The sequence below is a fragment of the Variovorax sp. Soil_C_33 genome, from assembly GCF_057656935.1.
In genome coordinates this window covers 1-869 of the sequence record NZ_JBDGJK010000043.1, presented here as the reverse complement: position 1 = coordinate 869, position 869 = coordinate 1, and the positions used below count along the sequence as shown (strand labels likewise).

Below are 869 nucleotides of genomic sequence, written 5' to 3'. Positions count from 1 at the left end.
CTGGCGGTCATGATCCGAGGTCGGGGTGTGATGAGCGTTTCGAGCCAAGGCTCGTACAACCTTCTATCCGTGCCGAATGCGTGTGCTTCGGCACCACATGCAACATGCGCGCAATGCGCTTGGGCTTACCCCTGTTACCGACGCGCCCCATCTAGAAGGACGGTCCCTGTGCGGTGACCCCGGCGTGTTGCGGGCGCGTCGACCTGCGATCATGAACTACCTTTTACTCGTCGATTGAATCGGCCTTGTCGAGTCCAAGCTCCCTCCCCCCGTTTACGCCGCTGACTTGAGTGTGGCGCCGGCTGGAATCTCACCGTGCTCGAGGTAGCGCCACAGCGCCACGGCCAGACGGCGCGCCAGCGCCACGATGCCCACGCGTCGCATGCGCTTGCCCGCCGCGGCGAAGCGTCGGTTGAACCACTGGCTCAGAGTACTGCCGGGCTGATAGCGCAGCCAGCTCCATGCGAGTTCGACCAGCAATGTCCGCGCACGCTTGTTGCCGAGCTTGCTGATCCCCTGCTCGATCTGGCTGTCGCCGCTGGCGTAGGGCGTGGGTGTGAGTCCCAGGCAGCCGGCCAATTCGCGTCGGTTGGCAAAGCGCCGCCAGGCGAATACCTCCTTGACCAGCACCCACGCGCCTTTGGGCCCGATGGCACCCAACTGGGCCAACTGCGCCACCAGCGGCTGCCGGCCATCGGCCAGCTCCTGGCGCCGCGCCACCTCCAGCGCCTTGACCTGCTGCTTGACCAGCGCCAGCCGCGCGCTCTCGCGCTCGATCTCGGCACGCAGCATCGGCGGCACCTGCGCGCAGTGACGCTCCCACCAGTGCGCCCACTCGCGCCCGCCGATGATGATCTTCGGGCGCAGGT

1 protein-coding gene is annotated in these 869 nt (G+C 66.6%); it reads right to left on the bottom strand.

Going from position 1 to position 869, the window contains the following annotated elements:
• Positions 1-273: 273 nt before the first annotated feature.
• The coding region (locus AC3A6B_RS29825; RefSeq protein ID WP_487840240.1) for a transposase at positions 274-869 on the bottom strand (596 nt) is incomplete at its 5' end.